The sequence below is a fragment of the Streptomyces glaucosporus genome (assembly GCF_039533345.1).
Lineage (GTDB): Bacteria > Actinomycetota > Actinomycetes > Streptomycetales > Streptomycetaceae > Streptomyces > Streptomyces glaucosporus.
Genome location: NZ_BAAATJ010000005.1, coordinates 149,423 through 167,839, shown reverse-complemented (window position 1 = coordinate 167,839; position 18,417 = coordinate 149,423). Strand labels below are relative to the sequence as shown.

Below are 18,417 nucleotides of genomic sequence, written 5' to 3'. Positions count from 1 at the left end.
GGATGCCATGACGACCGGCACCCCCCACCGCGACCCCCTGCCGCTGCTCGGCCGTACCGCCCTGGTCACCGGTGCCTCACGGCGGGCCGGAATCGGCTACGCGATCGCCCGCCGCCTGACCGCGTACGGCGCGAGCGTCTACCTCCACCACCACGTCCCCCACGACGCCGGGCAGCCTTGGGGAGCCGACCCGGAGGGCCCCGAGGCGCTCGCCGCCGGCCTGAGGCCGCTCGCGGCCGACGGCGCGGTGATCGCCCACGGCCCCGCCGACCTCACCGCGCCCGGAGCCCCGGCGGAACTGGTCGAGGCCGCAGCCGGGGCGCTCGGCGGGCGGCTCGACATCCTGGTCGCCAACCACGCGCTCAGCGGCGGCGACGGAACGCTCGACGAGATCGACGCGGACATGCTGGACGCCCACTGGGCGGTCAACACCCGTTCCACGGTGCTGCTGGTCCAGGCGTACGCGCGGCGCCGCGCGCCGGGGGAGACCGGGGGCCGGGTGGTGATGACGACCTCCGGCCAGGACCTGGGCAACGGAATGCCGGGGGAGCTGGCCTATGCCCTGGCCAAGGGGGCGCTGGCCTCCGTCACCCGCTCCCTGGCCACCGCCCTCGTCCGCCTCGGCGTCACCGTCAACACGGTCAATCCCGGCCCGGTGGACACCGGCTACGCCACCGGCGAGGACCACGCGTTCGTCGCGTCCCTCTTCCCCGGCGGGAGGTGGGGCCGGCCCGACGACCCGGCCCGGCTGGTCGCCTGGCTCGCCACCGACGAGGCGGCCTGGATCACCGGCCAGGTCATCCACTCCGACGGCGGCTTCAACCGCTGACGCCTCCTCCTCGTCCCCGTCCCTCTTTCCTCTCGTCCTTCCGGCGGCCCGCGCCGGCCCGCGGCGCCCGTGAGCGCCGCGGGCCGCCGGGCCCAGCGCCCGGCGGCCCGTGAGCAGAATCGTTTCTCCGGCTCAGGTGAGGGGCTTGAGATGAACCGGCAGGGACCGGTGGCCGTTGGCGATGAAGGACGCCTGGGGCACCAGCTCGGCGGGCTCGACTGCCAGACGCATGTCGGGGAAGCGCTCGAAGAGGGCCGGGAGCGCGATGGAGGCCTCCAGACGGGCCAGGGGAGCACCGAGGCAGTAGTGCACCCCGTAGCCGAACGCCATGTGCTCCCGCTCCTCGCGGGTGAGGTCGAAGGCGTCGGCGTCCTCGCCGTTGAGGGCGGGATCGCGGCCGGCGGCGCCGAAGGCGAGGATGATCGCGTCGCCCTTGCGGATCGTCACACCGTCGAGGTCGATGTCCTCCACCGCGTACCGCAGGGGCATGTGCATGATCGGGGCTTCGAGACGCAGGGTCTCCTCGATCACGTCGTCCCAGGTCGCCCTCCCCTCCCGCACCAGGGCGAGCTGGTCGGGGTGGGTGAGCAGGGCGTGGACGGCCTTGGCGATCAGGTTGACGGCCGTCTCGCTGCCGGCGCCGATCATCAGGACGAGGGTGCTGATGAGCTGGTTCTCGTCGAGGGCGAAGTCGCCGTCGCGGGCGGCGATCAGATCGCTGGTCATGTCGTCGCCCGGCCTGACGCGCTTGATGTCCGCCAGGGCGCGCATGCAGGCCCACATCTCGGCGTAGTCGGCCCGCGCCTGCTCGGGGGAGGCGCCGGTGTTCAGGACGGCGTCCATGACCCGCCGTGTCCAGGCGCGCATGTCGGCCGGTACGCCGAACAGTTCGCAGATCACCTCGTTGGGGATGATGTACGCGAACCTCGCGCGGAGGTCCACCGGCTCCCCCGGATCGGCGGTCCCCAGGTCGGTGATCAGCCCGTCGACGATCTCCCGGACACGGGGGCGCAGCGCCTCGGTGCGCCGGGGGGTGAAGGACGGCGCGATCATGCTGCGCAGCCGGCGGTGCTCCTCGCCGTAGCTGGTGAAGGCGCTCACCACCCGCACCCACACGTTGAGGGCCCAGTCCTGGGGTATTCGCTCCAGCTCGGGCCAGTGCCGGCGGGGGTCGCGGGAGACCCGGCGGTCGCCCGCGAGCCGCCTGACGTACTCGTGGCCGGTCACCGACCACGCAACCACCCCGCCGGGGAGCTCCACCGGCGTCGCCGGCCCTCCGGCGCGGAGCCGGGCGGCCTCGCCGTGGAGGTCGCGGCCGGTGGGATCGAGGACGTGGACGTCGGCGGCTGGGGCGGCGAGGGATTCCATGACTGGCCTCCGGATGTCGGCTCGGGCGCGGCGGGAACGGCCGCGGACACGGGTGCGGAGAGTGCCGGGAAGATCACGGGCAGCGCCGTCAGGCTACGGTGAAAAGGTCCGTGACGCCAGGTCAGATCCTTGGCCGGAACGGCCAGTTCGAGGTCGGGCAGGACATCGAGGAGCGTCTCGATCGCCACATCGGCGATGATCTCCGAGATGCCCTGCGCCGGGCACACGTGCGGCCCCGCGCCGAAGGCCAGGTGCGCGTGGTTGGACGTCCGGCGGTCCGCGTCGATCTCCCGCGCCACCTGGCTGTTCACGGCCTCGTGGCTGATGAGCACCGGAACGCCCGGGGGGATCACCAGTCCCGCGCCGGAGTCGTCGCGCAGGTCGTACTCGCCGATGGCGTAGTGGAAGCAGAAGTTCGCCATCGGGGACCGCTCCCACAGCACCTCGTTGAGGGCGTCGGAGACGGTGAGGCTGCCGCCGGAGAGGTGGCCTGCGAAGCGGTCGTCGGTCAGCAGCAGCATGATCGCGCTGGAGATCCAGGCCGACTGCGGCACGACACCCGCGCCGATGAGCACCACCAGCTGGTGGAGCATCTCCTCGTCCGTCAGCCCCAGCGGATGATGCAGCAGCCAGGAGGTCACGTCGGCGCCGGGGGAGCGGCGCTTGTCGGCGACGAGCTCGGCCAGGCAGCGGGCCAGGTCCTCGCTGCCGCGCTGGGCGATCTCGGGTTCGGCCGCGATCATCTGGAGGCACGCGGTGGCCATCCGCTCGGTCTGCTCGTCGGAGCAGCCGAAGAGCTGGGTGAACACCAGGGCCGGGATGCGTGTGGCGTACTGGGAGACCAGGTCCGCCGAACCCGCGGGCCCGAACTCGCCGATCAGCTGGGCCGCGCTGCGCTGCACGAAGGAGCGCACCCGGTAGGAGTCGACCCGGGCCAGGGCGTCGTCGATGGTCCTGCGCAGCCGCAGGTGCCGGTCGCCGTCGGCGAACAGCAGGCTGGGCCGGAAGCCCATCATGGGGACGACCTCGTTGTCCATGGGGATCCGCCCCTGCACCAGGTCCGTCCAGCGGCGGGCGTCCTTGCTGAACTGCGAACTGCGCAGCACCTCCAGCGCGGCGTCGTAGTCGGTGACGACGACGGCCGGGACGCCGGGGGCGAGCTCCACCCAGTGGGCGGGCCCGCGCGGGCGGAGCCGGGCGTAGACGGAGTCGGGGTCGGCGGCGAAGTCCGGGCCGTACAGGGCGGGCAGGCCGCTGCCCGCGGCGCCGCCGGCGGCCCGGTGGGCCGGGCAGCCCGGCGGAGGAGCAGCGCCCGGACCGGGGGACGGGATTGTCACTGGAGGTGCTCCCGGTAGTGGGTGTGGACGTGTCGGACCAGGGCGATCAGCGCCCGCGCGGCGGAGGCGCGGTCCCGCGCGTCGCAGTCGACCAAGGGGGTTTCGGGGCTCAGGTCGAGGGCCTCGCGGAGTTCCTCCTCCGGGAAACGGGGCGAGTCGGGGAAGGAGTTGAGGGCGACCGCGTACGGCAGGCCGTGCTTCTCCACCGTCTCCATCGCGTCGAAGGAGGCGTCCAGGCGCCGGGTGTCGGCCAGTACCAGGGCGCCGTAGGCCCCCTCGGTGAGTTGCCGCCACACCGGGGCCACCCGCGCGAAGCGCTGCTGGCCGGGGGCGCCGAACAGGTACAGCACCAGGTCCGGGGCGAGGGTGAGCCGGCCGAAGTCCATCGCGACGGTGGTGGTCTTCTTGTCCGCGATGCCCCTCAGGTCGTCCACCAGCGCGCCGGCCTGCGTCATGACCTCCTCGGTCCGCAGCGGCTCGATCTCGCTGACCGCTCCTATCAGCGTGGTCTTGCCCACCCCGAACGGTCCGACGACGAGGAGCTTCGCGGCGGTCTCGACGGTGTCGCGCACGTAGATGTCGCGGATGCCGCTGTCAGAGGATGTTGTTGAGGCCATCCAGAACCTTCTCCAGGACGTCGAGATCGGTGGGCCGGGCCGCCGGCGGGGGTTTGCGCACGACCATGTGGCCGCTGTCGACCAGGTCCGCCAGCAGGATCGCGGTGACGGACACGGGAAGCCGCACGTGGCCGGCGACCTCCGCCACCGACAGGTAGCCGCCCTGGCAGAGCCGGACCATCTTCTGCTGCTCCGGCTCCAGTTCCCCCAGGGGGCGGTCGCCGGTGGCGGTGACGAGGGTGACCAGGTCCAGGGAGTGGGTGTTGCGACTGGGCCGGTGGCGACCGCCGGTGATGACGTACGGCCGGACCAGATCCGTGCGCACACGGCGGGGGGTCATGTCGGACCGCCGGCGTCGCGCCGGGGCTCGCTGGCCATCTGGCCGCCGAGCTGGGCCACCAGCTGGTGCATCCGGAAGCCGATCGCCGCCACGTCCGCCGCGGCGGACGTGGCGACAGCCAGGAAACTTCCCTCCCCGGCCCGGATGGTGATGACGTACCCGTCGCGGAACTGCGTCAGGCTCTGCTCCCAGGAGTCGGGCTCGGAACGGCACAGCCGGGCGCTGGCGCTGGAGGTGGCCTGCACCCCGGCGAGCGCCGCGGCCATCTGCTCGGCGGTGTCCCTGTCCAGGCCCGGGGTGCAGGCCCGGACCAGGCCGTCCCCCGACACCAGCAGGGCGTCGTAGACCTCGGGCTGGTCCATGAGCTGTCCCAGCATCCAGGCCAGCTTCTCGTTGTCGAAGATCATGCCTCGCTGTTCCCTTCGAAATCCTCGGGCGTCGACGTGGGGTGCTGGGCGGCGCGTGCCGCACGGGCGAAACCGCCCAGGGTGGCGGCGGACTCCCGCGGCGAGCGGCCGGCCGCCGGCGCCCGGTCGGACCGTGCGACCGGCACCCCGGCCGCCGGCGTCTCCGCGGTGTGCCGCCGCCGCTTGGGAAGCCCGCCCGCGGTCGTCTCCCGCACCGCCGGTCCCGGCGCCTCCCGCACCGCCGCCGGCGCGGGGGCCGGTGCGTCGGCCGCGGGCGCCGGCCGGTCCGGCGCGCTGTCGGCGAGCAGTGCGCTGGGCAGGAACGCCACGGCCCGCACACCGCTGTAGGGGGACTTGGTCACCGACACCTCGAACCCGTACCGGGCGCAGAGCAGGCCGATCACCGCGAAGCCGAACTTGGGCGGGTCCCCGAGCTGGGTGATGCCGACGGGGCTCTCGCCCGACAGCAGGCGGGTGGCGCGCTCCCGCTCACCCGGCTGGAGGCCGACGCCCTTGTCGTCGATGACGACGGACAGTCCGTTGTGCGCGCGCTCGAACTGCACCAGAACCCGGGTGTCCGGGTGGGAGTAGCGGGTGGCGTTCTCCAGCAGTTCGGCGAGCGCGAGCACCAGCCCCTCCACGACCCGTCCGACGACGGCGCGGTCCCCTTCGTCGTGGAAGACCTTGACGCGCCGGAAGTCCAGGATGCGGCTGACCGCGCCCCGCACCACGTCGCTCAGCGGGGTGGGGTTGTGCTGCCGCCCCGGGTAGGAGCCGCACACCACGGTGACCGCCTGGGCGCGGCGCAGGATCTGGGCGGTGGCGTGGTCCACCACCTGCAGGTCCGCCAGCACCTCGGGGGAGTCGTGCTTGCGGAGCATGTCGGTGACGGCCATCTGCTGCTTGTTGGCCAGCGCCTGGAGGGTGCGGGCCACGGACAGCAGCGTGGCCTGGGTCATCTGCGCGGTACGGCCCTCGGCCTCGGTGAGGGCCCGCACGACCTGGGCCTGGAGGTCGTGGAGGTGGCGCGCGAAGGGCGTCCCGAGCAGCTCCACCGGTACCGGCGGCGGATCCGGGACGGGCTGCCGGTCGCCGACGGCCTGGACGGCCGCCGGCATGCCCACCCCGGCCAGCCGGGCCAGTTCGGCGTCCCGGGCCCGGTTGCCGGAACGGGCTTCGGACAGGTGCGCCCGCAGTTCGCGGATCCGGCGTGTCTGGTGCACCGCCACCGGCGTGAGGGCCACACCCAGGCCCGAGCCGAGCAGGCTCGCCACGGTCGTTATGTCGGTCATCGGCTTTCCTCGCGGACGCATCGTTGCGGGAAGGAGCGGTCTGGCCGTCGGGTGGGGCCGACCGATGAAGATCACGGTTCGCGTGCGACAGCAGAGTAGGCGTCCGGCGGGTGCGGGGGAGGGGAAATGGCCAGCTTGCCGCCGTGCCGGTGAACGGCCCGGGAAACCGCCGGTGAAGGGGGCCGACGGGCAGCGCGCGGAGCGGAACGTGCGCCTCTCTTCCCGCCCCGGGCTCCCCGCCGGCGGGTGCCGCCGGCGGGCTCCGCGGGGGTTTCCGCGCGGCGGCAACGCCGGGGAAACACGGCGGCAACCCGGGGGGAACGCGGGGGCGCTGTGATGGTCCGCGGGGCTCTCCGCGGACGTGTGACGGGGATCGTGCGGAGTGCGCGGTCGGCCCGGGGGAGCGGCGGCCGGAAGGAGCCCCGCCGGTGAGGGGCGCGCGATGCGGCTGCGCGCCCCTCACCGGCATGTGACGCCGTGTCAGAGGGCGGACAGCTCCGCCACCAGGTCGTCCAGTCCCAGCGAGCCCAGGGAGAGGGCCTCCATGTGCCACTTCTTGAGGTCGAAGGCATCGCCGCGGGCCGCGCGGGCCGCCTCGCGGCCCGCCAGCCAGGCGCGTTCGCCCAGCTTGTAGCCGATGGCCTGCCCCGGCATGCCCAGGTACCGGACCAGCTCGCTCTCCACGAAGTCGGCCGGACGTCCGCTGTGCAGGCCGAAGAACTCCTGGGCCAGGGCGGGGGTCCACCGCTCGCCGGGGTGGAAGGGGGAGTGGCCGGGGATCTCCAGCTCCAGGTGCATGCCGATGTCCACGATGACCCGCAGGGAGCGCATCATCTGCGCGTCCAGGTAGCCCAGTCGCAACTCGGGGCTGTCCAGGAAGCCGAGTTCGTCCATCAGCCGCTCCGCGTACAGCGCCCAGCCCTCGGCGTTGGCGCTGACCATGCCCACCGTCGTCTGGTAGCGCGAGAGCCGGTCGGCGACGTAGGTCCACTGGGCGAGCTGGAGGTGGTGACCGGGAACGCCCTCGTGGTACCAGGTGGTGACCAGGTCGTAGACGGGGAAGCGGGTCTCGCCCATCGTCGGCAGCCAGGTGCGTCCGGGCCGGGAGAAGTCCAGCGACGGCTCGGTGTAGTACGGCGCGGCGGCGCTGCCCGGCGGGGCGATCATGGACTCGACGCGCCGTACCGGCTCGGCCAGCTCGAAGTGCGTGCCGTCCAGCTTCTCGATCGCCTCGTCCATCAGGTTCTGGAGCCAGACCCGGGTCTCCTCCACGCCCTCGATCGCCCTGCCGTGGGTGTCCAGGTGCCGCAGCGCCTCCCAGGGGGTCGCCGCGCCGGGCAGGACCTTCTCGGCCTCGGCGCGCATCTCGGCGAGGATGCGGTGGTACTCCTCCCAGCCGTACGCGTAGGCCTCGTCCAGGTCCAGGTCGGCGCCGTTGTAGTGGCGCACCCACCGGCGGTACCGCTCGCGGCCCACGGTGTCCGGGGCGCCGGCCACGGCGGGGGCGTAGGTGTCGCGCAGCCAGTCGCGCAGCTCCTCCAGGGCGCCGGTGGCCTCGGCGGCCCCCTTGTCCAGTTCGCCGCGGAGGGCGTCGGGGCCGCCGGCGGCGAGGTCGGCGAACCAGCTCCTCCCGCCGTCGGCGCCGATCCACTCGCCCAGCTGGCCGAGGACCGTGGTCACCTGGCGGGGGCCGGCCGGAAGCCGCCTGGCCAGGCCCTTCTCCAGCGAGGCGCGGTAGCCCTCCAGCGCTGCCGGAACGGCGCGCAGCCGCCGGGCGAGGGCGGCCCAGTCCTCGTCGTCCGCGGTGGGCATCAGGGTGAAGACGTTGCGCACGTAGTGCAGCGGCGAGCTGAGGTTGCCGACGGCGCGCAGGCCCTCTCCCGCGTCGTGGACGGCGAGTTCGGCGGTCAGGCGCTCCCGCAGCAGACGGGCGCAGCGCCGCTCGGCCGCGCTGTCGCCGCCGGGGCGCCGCTCGGCCTCGGCGAGCCGCTCCAGAGTGGCGCGGGACAGTCCGGCCCGGGCCTCCTGGCCGGCCGGGGAGAGGTCGGGCAGACGCTCCGAACTCCCGGGAAGGCCGAGGTAGGTGCCGAGGACGGGGTCGAGTTCGACGAGGGCGTCGACGTACGCGTCGGCGACCTGGCGGGGCAGGGGCGCGTTCTTCGTGGCTTCGGACATGGGCCACATCCTCGTACGGGACCCGCTGTCGCGTCACCGGGGGCCCGGTTCCCGCCGCGGACGGGTCACGCCGTCGCCGCGGGGGGAAGCATCGGCCCGCACGTCCACTGCTGGAAGATCAGCCGGGTCTCGACCCGGGCCACCTCCCGGCGCGAGGTGAACTCGTCCAGCACCAGCCGCTGGAGGTCGGCGGTGCCGGCGACCGCCACGTGGACGAGGTAGTCGTCGGGGCCGGTCAGGTGGAACAGCGCCCGCGACTCGGGGAGAGCCCGCACGCGCTCCACGAACGGACCGATCAACTCCCTTCTGTGAGGCCGGACTTGAACCGACAAAAGAGCCTCCAGAGGCCTCCCGAGTTTGGCCGGATCCATACGCAGCGCATGGCCGAGGATTACCCCGCTGCGGCGGAGTCGTGCTACGCGGTCCAGACAGGTCGAGGGGGCGACGCCCACGGCGGCGGCGAGGTCGCGGTAGGTGGTCCGGGCGTCGTTCTGCAGAAGGCGCAGAATCTCCAGATCGACCGGGTCGAGAACGACGGAATCGGGCATTCGCCGAACGTAGCACGGCTGATCACCGCTGGAACCCGTCGGTTGTTCAGCATCCTGGCATGACCAAGGACAGCATGGACGCGACATCCGCAGCCCCGCCCCGCTCGCCGGACACCGAGGCCGTGCACGCCGGACGCGAGGACCTCGCCGCCCTCGGCCTGCACGCCGTCCCCCTGGACCTGTCCACGACCTACCCGTCCCCCGACAGCCGTGCCGAGGCGGCCCGGCTGGACGAGTTCGCCGCCACCGGCGCCCGCCTGGAGGGACCGCCCGTCTACGCCCGGCTCGACAACCCCACCGTGGCGCGCTTCGAGACGGCCCTGGCCAGGCTGGAGAAGACCGAGGCGGCCGTCGCCTTCGCCAGCGGGATGGCGGCCCTGAGCGCCGTCCTCCTGCTGCGCGCCTCGCAGGGGCTGCGCCACGTCGTGGCGGTCCGCCCCCTGTACGGGTGCAGCGACCACCTGCTCACCGGCGGACTGCTGGGCACCGAGGTGACCTGGACCGACCCGGCCGGGATCGCCGACGCCCTGCGGCCCGACACCGGACTGGTGATGGTGGAGACACCGGCCAACCCCACCCTGGCCGAAATGGACCTGACAGCCGTGGCGCACTCCTGCGGTTCGGTGCCGCTGCTGGTCGACAACACCTTCGCCACCCCCGTCCTGCAGCGCCCGGTCGAGCACGGCGCCCGGATCGTGCTGCACAGCGCCACCAAGTACCTCGGCGGCCACGGCGACGTCCTCGGCGGCGTCGTCGCCTGCGACGAGGAGACGGCCCGGGGCCTGCGGCGGATCCGCTTCGCCACCGGCGGAGTCCTCCACCCGCTCGCCGGCTACCTGCTGCTGCGGGGTCTGTCCACCCTGCCGGTGCGGATGCGGGCGCAGTCCGCCACGGCCGCCGAGCTGGCCCGGCGCCTGGCGGACGATCCGCGCGTCGCCCGCGTCCACTACCCGGCGCTGGGCGGCGCCATGGTCTCCTTCGAGGTGCACGGCGACCCGCACGCGGTGATCGCCGGCGTCCGGCTGATCACCCCGGCGGTCAGCCTCGGCAGCGTGGACACCCTCATCCAGCACCCCGGCTCCATCAGCCACCGCATCATCGGCGAGGACGACCGGCGGACCGGCGGGATCAGCGAGAAGCTGCTGCGGATGTCGGTCGGCCTGGAGGACGTCGAGGACCTGTGGCACGACCTCGACGCCGCCCTCGACGCCGCCCTCGACGCCGCGTCGGGCGGCGCCGGGGACGGCGTCGCGGACCTCAGCTCCCGCCCGCCGGCTCCGCGGCGGCAGGAACCGGAGCGAGCCGGGCGGTGATCACCAGGGTGCCCTCCTCGACCTGGTAGTCCAGCGGCAGCCCCAGGCCGCGCATCGCCGAGACCATGCCGGTGTTGTCCGCCCGCGTCACGGCGTACACGCTCTCGCTGCCCGCCTCGGCGGCCATCCCCACCAGGCGGCGCAGCAGCCCGGCGCCGATGCCGCGGCGCTGCCAGACGTCCTCGACGAGGAGGGCCACCTCGGCCTCGTCGCCGTCCCACATCAGGTGGCCGAGCGCCACGAGCTTCCCTGTGGCCGTCTCGGCCGCCAGGGTGCGGCCGAAGCGCGGGCTGAGCAGGTGGTCCAGGTAGCGGTCGGCGTCCTTCACCGGGCCGTGGTAGCGGGCGGACAGGGTCCGCGCCGAGCACCGCCGGTGCATCGCCCTGGCCGCCTCCAGGTCACGGGTGTCCGCCCGCCGCACGGTGATCTCGTTCCCCTCCGGGAGCGCGAGCGTCTCGCGGCGGCGGGGTGTCCGCGCCCCCGGGCCCTTGCCGGAGGAGACCGCGTCCAGCCGGGCGTCCAGCTCCACCAGGGCGCGGGCCCGGGCGAACTCGGTGGGAGTGAAGGGCAGGTGGGGACGCTCCACGACGATCGCCCCGCCGCGCGGATCGCGCAGCCGTATCACCGTCCCCTCCAGCACGCCGTCCCCCGGGACCGGCCCGCCGTCCGCCCCGCCCCCGGGCAGGTGCGCGGGGACCGAACGGATCGTGCAGCGGCCCAGCAGCTGCCGCAGCGCGAGGGGGAGCTCCGCGGTGTCCAGGGCGGTGCGGGCGGCCAGGCCCAGGACCCGGGTGGGGACGTCCACCAGGTCGTGGGCGTCGGCCCGCTCCAGCCAGGTGTCCCGGCCGCCCGCCGCGGTCGCCGCCCGGACCAGTTCCCCGGCCTCCAGCGACCGGGGCGCCCGCAGCAGGAACTCGTCCACCGTCACCTCGCCCAGCGGATGGGTCTGGAGACCGATGACGTCCGCCCGGTGACCGGCCAGCGCCGTGCACAGCGCGGCGAGCGAACCGGGCCTCTCCCGCACGGTGGTGCGCAGCCGCCACAGCACCGGCTGCTCCTCCCCGGGGGGCGCGCCGGTGTCGGCGTCCTCCCCGTGTCCGCCGGCGCCGCGGACGACCGGGGGCCCGGGATCGGGCGGCGGATGGTGGCGGCGCCGTGCCCACCACAGGTGGATCCCGGCCGTGGCCAGCAGGGCGGCGGCCGACAGGATCAGCAGCACGGGGCCGTCCGGGCCGTGCGCCACCGTCTTCGCGACGCTGTCGGCCACGGTCACGGCGGTGAACAGGGCGGCCAGCTCGACCAGGTCGTGCCGCCAGTGGTGGGATCCGCGGGCCCTGCTGCGGCCGGGCCGGACGTCTGCGCGGTGTGCGGAGGAATCGGTCATGCCGCCACTCTCGCCGACCGGTGTTGCCTGATCACGAACGGTCTGTGACCGATGGGTTAAAGGCCCTCCGGGTCGGATGCCCCTTTTATCACCCTTTGCGTCGCTTTTCGCATCCCCCTCTGCGTTGCCCCTTTCGCGGCCCTCATGGCAGCCCTCGTCGCCGCCGGTACGGCCGGACGAGCCGCCGCAGGGTCACCCCGCACCACCAGGCGTACAGCCGCTGGAACAGCGGGACGAGCGGGCCGGCGGCCCGCGCCCACCACAGCTCGGGACGGCTGAAGGCCCGTACCTCCAGCCACACCGCCCCGTCCTCCGCCCGCGTCACCACGAACGCCTCCTCGCCGCACTCCGGGTGCCCCGGCAGCGTCCCGTAGCCGAAGCCGGCCCGCCGCTCGCCGTGCTCGGACCACACCACCCGGCACGGGGCGCGCAGCCGGAGCCGGCCGGCGCCCAGGCCCACCACCACCCGCACGCCGGGGTCGGCGCGCGGGCGGTCGGCGGTGATCTCCACCCCCATGCCCCGGTGCATCCGCCAGGTCAGCACGGCGTCGGCGGCGGCCTCGAACACCTCCGGCCCGGCACCGAGACGGGTGCGGACCCGCAGCCGCCCGAAGCCGGGCGGGAAGCGCCCCTCGCGGGTCGCCCCCGCTCCGGCGTACGTCAGACCGGCGGTCCCTTCCCCGGACCCGCCCGCGGAATCGTCCATGGGCGCAGCGTAGGCGCCCCCGGACGCTACTGCCCCACCAGGCCGGGCCGCAGCGTCTTCGTGAACAGCACCGCGCCGCCCTCCTCGCGCAGCCGCACCGTCAGCTCGCCGCTGTCGCCGTCGATGTCCACCTGGCCGTAGAACTGGTACCCCTCGCTCGGGGAGACGTTCCCCCGCTCGGGCGCCTTGACGAAGACCCGCTCGGGGCCGAACGTGCCGTCCAGCGCGGAGGCCGGGAAGGCGCCCGCGTTCAGCGGCCCGGTGACGAACTCCCAGAACGGCGCGAAGTCGCCGAACGCCGCCCGCTCCGGGGCGTAGTGCTGGGCCGAGGTGTGGTGGACGTCGGCGGTCAGCCACACCGTGCCCGTGATCCGCCGGTGCTTGACGAACCGCAGCAGCTCGGCGATCTGCAGCTCCCGTCCCAGCGGCGCGCCCGGGTCGCCCTGCGCCACCGCCTCGACGTTCACCCCGTCAGGGACGATCAGGCCCAGCGGCATGTCCGAGGCGATCACCTTCCACACCGCGCGCGAGCGCGCCAGCTCCCGCTTCAGCCAGGCGAGCTGCTCGGCCCCCAGCACGCCCCGCGGGTCGGTGGTCTCCCGGCCGGGGGAGTTGGCGCCCCGGTGGGTGCGCATGTCCAGCACGAAGACGTCCAGCAGCGGACCGTGGCGCACCACCCGGTAGATCCTGCCCTCGCCGTCCCGCCGCGGGGAGGACAGGGGGAAGTACTCCCCGAACGCCTGCCGCGCCCGCGCCGCCAGCACGTCCACGCGCCGCTCGGTGTAGCGCTCGTCGGCCAGGATCTCGCCCGGGTACCAGTTGTTGACCACCTCGTGGTCGTCCCACTGCACGATCGAGGGCACCTGGGCGTTGAACCGCCGCAGGGACTCCGCCAGCAGGTTGTAGCGGAAGTTGCCCCGGTACTCCGCGAGGGTCTCGGCGACCTTCGCCTTCTCCTCGGTGACGACGTTGCGCCAGACCCCGCCGCCCGGCAGGGCGACGGTCTCCGTCAGCGGCCCGTCGGCGTAGACGGTGTCCCCGCTGAAGAGGAAGAAGTCCGGGTCCAGCCGGGCCATCTCGTCGAAGACGGGGTAGCCGCCCCGGTCGGGGTTGATGCCCCAGCCCTGTCCCGCCAGGTCCCCCGACCAGACGAACCGCACCCCGTCCCGGCGCCGCTCCGGGGCCGTGCGGAAGGTGCCGTACACCGGTTCGCCGGTGCGCCGCGGGTCGTCCGGGTCGGCCAGCACCACCCGGTAGTGCACCTGCCGGCCGGGCGGCAGCCCGTGCAGCGCCGTCGTCCCGGTGAAGTCCGTGCCGGGGCCGAGGAGCGGGCCGCGCACACGCCGGGGGTTGCGGAAGGACTCCGTGGCGGAGGTCTCCACCCACATCCGGGCGGGACGGTCCGAGCGCACCCACACCAGGGCGGAGCCGGCCGTCACGTCACCCGTCTGGACGCCCCAGGCGGCCCGCGGCCGTCCCGACAGCAGTTGCGCGGGCGCGGCGCCCGGCAGGCCCGCGCGGACCGGCGCCGCGTCCGCCGTGCCCGCCGTCAGTCCCGGCAGCGCCAGCGCCGCCGAGGCCGCCAGCGAACCGCGCAGCACCGAGCGCCGTCCGGGCGCCACGGGCCCGGACGCGTCTCCTCGTGTCATGGACGAACCTCCTGGATCGGATGGAGCCGGTCGTACGGCCGCTCATGGTGATCGCGTGAGGAGAACACCGGGGAACTTCCCCGCCGCGTGAACACCTGTTCCAGGTAAACGCCCGGATGTGCCGCCGTACACCCCTCCCGGGTTCCGCGGTGTCGCTTCCGGGAGCGGGACGGGCCGGTTCGGGCTCGGCGGCGGGCGAAGAGCGACGTGAAAATGACAAGTTCATTTGCCTCCCGAACAGTACGCCGCTCCTGTGATCAGAATCGATCAGATGTGCCCGAAACGGGTGACACCCTGCGTAATCTCGTCGCCACTTCCGCACCGATTGGTGGGTGCGTCCGCACGCCGTGCAGGAGGGGAGACGCGTGCCCGGAATCGACGAGTGCCTGCTCGAGGCCATGACACTGCCCGGTGCCCGCGGCGCCGCCGTGGTCGACTGGGCCAGCGGGCTCGCGCTCGGAGCGGTCGGCGACCCGGCGGGCGGCGACCACGAGACCACCGCCGCCGAGACGGCGGAACTCGCCCGCGTGGCCGCCGAACACACCGCGTTCACCGCGCCCTGCCCCGGCGGGGCCGGGAAGCCGGACGAGGGGGACCCGGTCGAGGACCTCGTCGTCACCACCCGCACGGGCTACCACCTGCTGCGCTTCGTCGAGCGGGTCCTCGACGACAGCCTCCTCATCCACCTGTGGCTCGACCGGGACGACGGCAACCTCGCCCTCGCCCGCATCCGCCTGCGGGACCTGGCCGAACGGCTGGTCCTCGCATGAGCGCCGCCCTCTCCCCGATGCTGGGACACCTGGCGGCCGAACGGGCCACCGGAGCGCTGCTGCGCGGCGGCGGAACGCTCTACCTCCGCGACGGACAGGTCGTGTACGCCGAGAGCCCCGCCGCTCCCGGTCTCGACACCCTCCTCACCCGCGGCGGCCGGCTGCCCGCCGAGGGCTGGCGGGAGGCCGTGGACCGGGCGGGCGCCCGCCGCCAGGTCGGCCGCTTCCTGGTCGACAGCGGCCGGCTGACCCGCGGCGAACTGGAGGTCTACCACCTGGGCGCGCTGTACGACGCGGCCTTCTTCGCCCTGGCCCCCGGCAGCGGGCCCGCCCGCTTCCGCCGCGGCGTCGCCCACTGGCTGGGCCCCGTCCGCCCCGTGCGCGCCGGAGCCCTGCAGCGGGAGGTCCTGCGCCGCAGGCGGCTGCTGGAGGACCTGTGGCCGCACCCGCAGGTCGACACCGCCCCCGTGGCCCGGCGGACGTCCGGCGCCGCCGCACCCCCGACCCGCAGGCAGCGGGCCGTCCTGGACCTGGCGGACGGCGTGCGCACCCCCGCCGACATCGCCCGGCAGCTCGGCCGCCCGGCCTTCCACGTCCTGATCGACGTACGGCGCCTGGCCGCCTCCGGACACATCGAGACGCCCCCCGCGCCCGAGCCGCCGGAGGCGTTCACCGACCCGGACGTCGCCCTGCTGCGCCGGATCCGCGACGCCCTGGAGGCACGCCTGTGACACCCCCGCCCGCCCACGACACCCCCGCCGTCCCGTCATGAAACGCGCCCTGAAGCAGCTCTCCGGCAGACGGCGGCAGACCGCCGGGGACCTCGGAGTGCTCGGCGAGCTGCGCCTGCTGAGGTCCCGCGTCCCCCACCTGACGGGAGCCGTCGCGATCGGCTCCGACGGAACCCTGCTGGCCCACGACGCCCCCGGCACGGACGCCGGGACCCTGGCGACGCTCACCACGTCCGCACTGGTGGGAGCCCTGCGGCTCGCGGACGGCGCCGGCCGGGGGAGGTTCCGCGAACTGCTCGTGCGAGGAGAGGAGGGGTACCTCGCCGCCTACGCGGCGGGCCCCGCGGCCGTCCTGGCCGTACTGGCGGAACCGCACGCCAACGTGGGCCGGATCCACCTGGAGGCCCGCCGGGCCGGCACCCGCATCGCAGACCTGGTCGAGGGCGCGGGAGAACGGCCGGAGAAGACCCGGGCCGCACCGCGACCGCACCAGGGCGCGGGCACGCCGCGCCCGCGCCCGCCCGGCAAGCCCTGACCCGCAGTGAGAAGCGCACCGGTGTGCCCGGTGCGCACCGAAGAAAGGGAACACCGCAACCATGGCCAACACCGAGACCGCCCTGAAGGACGCGATGACCTCCGTCGAGGGCGCCCTGGGGGCCGCACTCGTCGACTACACCAGCGGCATGGCCCTGGGCACCATCGGAGGAGGCAAGGAACTCGACCTGAACGTGGCCGCCGCGGGCAACACGGACGTGGTCCGCGCCAAGGCGCGGACCATGGAGATGCTGGGCCTGAAGGACGAGATCGAGGACATCCTGATCACCCTCGGCACCCAGTACCACCTGATCCGGCTGATGAGAGGGCGCGGCAACAACGGCCTCTTCCTCTACCTGGCGCTGGACAAGGCACGGGCGAACCTGGCGATGGCCAGGCACCAGCTGCGCAGGATCGAGGAGCAGCTGGAGGTCTGACGCGGCGACAGGGGCGGTGCCGGGCCGGACGCGCGGGACGTCCGGCCCGGCACCGACCGCCGTCAGCCGACGGTGTCCAGAACGACCCGCGCCACCAGCGCCGGGTCGTCGTTCATCGGCACATGCCCGCAGCCCGGCAGCCGTACCAGCCGCGCGCCGGGAATCGCCTGCTTGGCCCGGACACCCTGCTGACGCGGCAGCAGACGGTCGCGGGTGCCCCAGGCGATGGTGACGGGAATGTCCGGCACGTCCGCGGCCCACGCCTCGTCGCCCGCGCGCCCGGCCTCCAGCGCCGACTCGAAACCGGGCGCCTCGCGCAGCGCGCGTGTCTCGGCCACCACCGCCCGGGGCGAACGGCGGCCCGGGCGGGCGTAGACGGCGCCGGTCAGCGCGGCCCGGCCGATCGCGCTGCGGGCCATCTGCTCGACCGCCGGCTGGGGCAGCAGCCGCGCGCCCGCCCGCATCCCGGTCAGCACGGCGAAGGCGTAGCGCCGTTCGAGCTCGGTCCAGAAACCGGCGGGGGAGAAGGCCGTCACCGAGCGGGCGTGCCCGCCGCGGCCCAGCTCCAGGGCGAGCAGCCCGCCGAGCGAATTGCCCGCCACATGCGGGCGGTCCAGGCCCAGTTCGGCGAAGAACGCGGCCAGCATCGGCACCAGTACGGTCCGGTCGTGGGGCAGACCGTCAGGCAGCGCGGGCGACTCGCCGAAGCCGGGCAGGTCCACGGCGACGACCTCGTGCGAGGCCGCCAGGATGCCGGTCACCGGCTCCCAGGCCTGCCGGTGGTGGCCGATGCCGTGCAGCAGGACCACGGGCTCCCCGGAGCCGTGCCGCTCGTACGCGACCGTGAACGCCGGGCCGCCGTCGGGCTCGACGCGGACGAAGGAGGCCGGTGGGGTCATGGAACCCTCCTGGGGACATCGGACGGTTGGCCACACGTGTGTGGACACCATGTCAGCGGCCGGCCACCGGGGGAAGGGCGGGGACCGGTCACCGGACCACTTGGACACATCCCGCCGCATGGGGTGGGATGGCCCCGTGGCGAACGACAACACGACCGGCGCCGTGTCCGGCACGGCGGCCGACGGCACCAGCGTCTTCGAGGAACACCGTCCGCTCCTGCTCGGGGTGGCCTACCGCATGCTGGGCCGGGTGGCCGACGCCGAGGACGTGGTGCAGGAGGCATGGCTGCGCTGGTCCGGGGCCGACCGCGCGGCCGTCCGCGAACCCCGCGCCTACCTGGTGCGGACCACCACGCGCCTGGCCGTCGACCGCCTGCGGCAGATCGCCTCCCGGCGCGAGGCGTACGTCGGGCCGTGGCTGCCCGAACCGCTGGCCACCGATTACGGGCACACCGTCGAGGACGCGGCCGAACGCGCGATGCTCTCCGAGTCCGTCTCCCTGGCCGTGCTGGTCGTCCTGGAATCGCTCTCCCCGCTGGAGAGGGCGGTGTTCGTCCTGCGGGAGGCCTTCGGCCTGCCCCACGCCGAGATCGCCGGAATCCTGGACCGCGGCGAGGCCGCCGTACGGCAGCTCGCCGCGCGCGCCCGGCGGCACGTCGCCGAGCGCACCCCGCGCTTCGAGGCCGACCCCGCGCAGCGGCGGGAACTGACCGAGCGTTTCCTGGCCGCCGCCGTCGAGGGCGACCTGGACGGCCTGCTCGCCGTCCTGGCCCCCGACGCCCGGCTGGTCGGCGACGGCGGCGGCAGGGCCAAGGCACCGCTGCGGACCATCCTCGGCGCCGGCAAGGTCGCCCGCTTCCTGGCCGCGATCTCGCAGACCCCGGTTCCCGGCCTGGCGGTCGCCCCGCTCGAACTCAACGGCGGACCCGCCCTCCTGGCCACCTCGGAGGGCCGCCCGTACGCCGCTCTCGTGCCGGAGGCGGCCGACGGGCTCGTCCAGCGCGTCTACATCGTCTCCAACCCGGAGAAGCTGGCCCACCTCGCACGGTGACGGCGGGGCGACGGGCGGGGCGCCCCGGGG

19 protein-coding genes are annotated in these 18,417 nt (G+C 74.4%); 7 read left to right on the top strand and 12 right to left on the bottom strand.

Annotation, left to right across the window (positions count from 1 at the left end; genetic code table 11):
• The first annotated feature begins 7 nt into the window (after positions 1-7).
• Entirely contained in the window at positions 8-829 is an 822-nt protein-coding gene (locus ABD358_RS08630; RefSeq protein ID WP_344630276.1) for an SDR family oxidoreductase, read from the top strand.
• 132 nt (positions 830-961) lie between these two features.
• On the opposite strand, the gene ABD358_RS08625 is transcribed toward ABD358_RS08630, so the two are convergent.
• The 8 genes from ABD358_RS08625 to ABD358_RS08590 all read right to left on the bottom strand — a co-directional run bounded on the left by ABD358_RS08625 (position 962) and on the right by ABD358_RS08590 (position 8,913).
• Positions 962-2,056 (bottom strand): cytochrome P450 family protein, encoded by a 1,095-nt coding sequence (locus tag ABD358_RS08625; protein ID WP_344630275.1) that lies wholly within the window; start codon positions 2,054-2,056, stop codon positions 962-964.
• A complete protein-coding gene (locus tag ABD358_RS08620; RefSeq protein ID WP_344630274.1) occupies positions 2,053-3,534 on the bottom strand; it encodes a cytochrome P450 family protein in 1,482 nt (493 codons plus the stop codon). The genes ABD358_RS08625 and ABD358_RS08620 overlap by 4 nt, the downstream gene beginning before the upstream one ends.
• Entirely contained in the window at positions 3,531-4,151 is a 621-nt protein-coding gene (locus ABD358_RS08615; RefSeq protein ID WP_344630273.1) for a GTP-binding protein, read from the bottom strand. The genes ABD358_RS08620 and ABD358_RS08615 overlap by 4 nt, the downstream gene beginning before the upstream one ends.
• Positions 4,129-4,476, bottom strand: a complete 348-nt coding sequence (locus ABD358_RS08610) for a DUF742 domain-containing protein (RefSeq protein ID WP_425576275.1) — start codon at positions 4,474-4,476, stop codon at positions 4,129-4,131. The genes ABD358_RS08615 and ABD358_RS08610 overlap by 23 nt, the downstream gene beginning before the upstream one ends.
• A gap of 11 nt (positions 4,477-4,487) precedes the next feature.
• Complete coding sequence (locus ABD358_RS08605) at positions 4,488-4,898, bottom strand: roadblock/LC7 domain-containing protein (protein ID WP_344630271.1); 411 nt, start codon at positions 4,896-4,898, stop codon at positions 4,488-4,490.
• The gene (locus ABD358_RS08600; protein WP_344630270.1) at positions 4,895-6,190 is read right to left on the bottom strand and encodes an ATP-binding protein; all 1,296 of its coding nucleotides are present in this window, start codon (positions 6,188-6,190) and stop codon (positions 4,895-4,897) included. The genes ABD358_RS08605 and ABD358_RS08600 overlap by 4 nt, the downstream gene beginning before the upstream one ends.
• A gap of 480 nt (positions 6,191-6,670) precedes the next feature.
• Positions 6,671-8,365: a DUF885 domain-containing protein gene (locus tag ABD358_RS08595; protein WP_344630269.1), complete on the bottom strand. Its 1,695-nt coding sequence runs from the start codon at positions 8,363-8,365 to the stop codon at positions 6,671-6,673.
• Positions 8,366-8,430: 65 nt separating this feature from the next.
• Positions 8,431-8,913 carry an Lrp/AsnC family transcriptional regulator gene (locus ABD358_RS08590; RefSeq protein WP_344630268.1) on the bottom strand — a complete coding sequence of 161 codons (483 nt, stop codon included), beginning with the start codon at positions 8,911-8,913 and terminating at the stop codon, positions 8,431-8,433.
• 59 nt (positions 8,914-8,972) lie between these two features.
• Between ABD358_RS08590 and ABD358_RS08585 the strand changes: the two genes are divergently transcribed.
• Positions 8,973-10,226, top strand: a complete 1,254-nt coding sequence (locus ABD358_RS08585; protein ID WP_425576274.1) for a trans-sulfuration enzyme family protein — start codon at positions 8,973-8,975, stop codon at positions 10,224-10,226.
• Here ABD358_RS08585 and ABD358_RS08580 read toward each other — a convergent pair.
• The 3 genes from ABD358_RS08580 to ABD358_RS08570 all read right to left on the bottom strand — a co-directional run bounded on the left by ABD358_RS08580 (position 10,171) and on the right by ABD358_RS08570 (position 13,965).
• A complete protein-coding gene (locus ABD358_RS08580) occupies positions 10,171-11,610 on the bottom strand; it encodes a GNAT family N-acetyltransferase (protein WP_344630267.1) in 1,440 nt (479 codons plus the stop codon). The genes ABD358_RS08585 and ABD358_RS08580 overlap by 56 nt on opposite strands.
• A 142-nt stretch (positions 11,611-11,752) precedes the next feature.
• Positions 11,753-12,316, bottom strand: coding sequence for a DUF1990 domain-containing protein (locus tag ABD358_RS08575; RefSeq protein ID WP_344630266.1), 564 nt, complete (start codon positions 12,314-12,316; stop codon positions 11,753-11,755).
• Positions 12,317-12,342: 26 nt separating this feature from the next.
• Positions 12,343-13,965, bottom strand: a complete 1,623-nt coding sequence (locus ABD358_RS08570) for an alkaline phosphatase D family protein (RefSeq protein WP_344630265.1) — start codon at positions 13,963-13,965, stop codon at positions 12,343-12,345.
• A 365-nt stretch (positions 13,966-14,330) separates the two neighbouring features.
• Between ABD358_RS08570 and ABD358_RS08565 the strand changes: the two genes are divergently transcribed.
• The 4 genes from ABD358_RS08565 (at position 14,331) to ABD358_RS08550 (ending at position 16,437) form a co-directional block, all read left to right on the top strand.
• Positions 14,331-14,735 carry a roadblock/LC7 domain-containing protein gene (locus tag ABD358_RS08565; protein ID WP_344630264.1) on the top strand — a complete coding sequence of 135 codons (405 nt, stop codon included), beginning with the start codon at positions 14,331-14,333 and terminating at the stop codon, positions 14,733-14,735.
• Positions 14,732-15,466 (top strand): transcriptional regulator, encoded by a 735-nt coding sequence (locus ABD358_RS08560; protein WP_344630263.1) that lies wholly within the window; start codon positions 14,732-14,734, stop codon positions 15,464-15,466. Before ABD358_RS08565 ends, ABD358_RS08560 begins: the two co-directional genes overlap by 4 nt.
• Positions 15,467-15,503: 37 nt before the next feature.
• Positions 15,504-16,001 (top strand): roadblock/LC7 domain-containing protein, encoded by a 498-nt coding sequence (locus tag ABD358_RS08555; protein ID WP_344630262.1) that lies wholly within the window; start codon positions 15,504-15,506, stop codon positions 15,999-16,001.
• Positions 16,002-16,062: 61 nt separating this feature from the next.
• Positions 16,063-16,437, top strand: a complete 375-nt coding sequence (locus ABD358_RS08550; protein ID WP_344630261.1) for a hypothetical protein — start codon at positions 16,063-16,065, stop codon at positions 16,435-16,437.
• Positions 16,438-16,499: 62 nt separating this feature from the next.
• Here ABD358_RS08550 and ABD358_RS08545 read toward each other — a convergent pair whose 3' ends face one another.
• A complete protein-coding gene (locus tag ABD358_RS08545) occupies positions 16,500-17,336 on the bottom strand; it encodes an alpha/beta fold hydrolase (RefSeq protein WP_344630260.1) in 837 nt (278 codons plus the stop codon).
• A gap of 118 nt (positions 17,337-17,454) precedes the next feature.
• Between ABD358_RS08545 and ABD358_RS08540 the strand changes: the two genes are divergently transcribed.
• Positions 17,455-18,387, top strand: coding sequence for an RNA polymerase sigma-70 factor (locus ABD358_RS08540; protein WP_425576273.1), 933 nt, complete (start codon positions 17,455-17,457; stop codon positions 18,385-18,387).
• Positions 18,388-18,417 lie beyond the last annotated feature (30 nt).